Raw genomic sequence first — 516 nt, forward strand, 5'->3', positions numbered from 1 at the left:
GAGGGCCGGTGGGCCACCACCATGCGGTTCTACGCCGGACCAGCGCTGCTGGTGATCGACGAACTGGGCTATCTGCCATTACCGGCAGAGGCGGCTTCAGCATTGTTTCAAGTTGTGTCGCAACGATATTTGAAGACCTCGATCGCGATCACCACCAACCGCGGCGTCGGATCCTGGGGCGAGATCCTCGGCGATAACACTGTCGCCGCAGCATTATTGGACAGACTCCTACATCGCTCGGTGGTCCTCAAACTCGACGGCGATTCCTACCGCCTGCGAGACCACCATGCCCGATCAGAAAACCACCGCACGGCCTCCGGAACCATCCGCCGGCCGCTACAGTAGAACCGCCTCACGGGTGGGGAATTTCGATGAGCACCACTGGGGAAGTTTCTTGAGCCTCGTCAGCTGACTGCGCTCACCGAATCTCCCCAGCCGGGCTCATCGAAATGCCCCACCCGTGAGCGGTCCTGATTATAGGGGTTCGCGGTTTCGGGTCGTGGCCCGGCGGAGGTT

The 516-nt window shown here is 61.2% G+C and carries 1 protein-coding gene; it reads left to right on the forward strand.

Annotation, left to right across the window (positions count from 1 at the left end; all coding sequences use genetic code 11):
- On the forward strand, positions 1-345 hold a 345-nt coding region (locus A5789_RS16830), incomplete at its 5' end, for an ATP-binding protein (RefSeq protein ID WP_197516622.1).
- Positions 346-516 lie beyond the last annotated feature (171 nt).

The organism is Nocardia sp. 852002-51101_SCH5132738, assembly GCF_001665695.1.
GTDB classification, from domain to species: domain Bacteria; phylum Actinomycetota; class Actinomycetes; order Mycobacteriales; family Mycobacteriaceae; genus Nocardia; species Nocardia nova.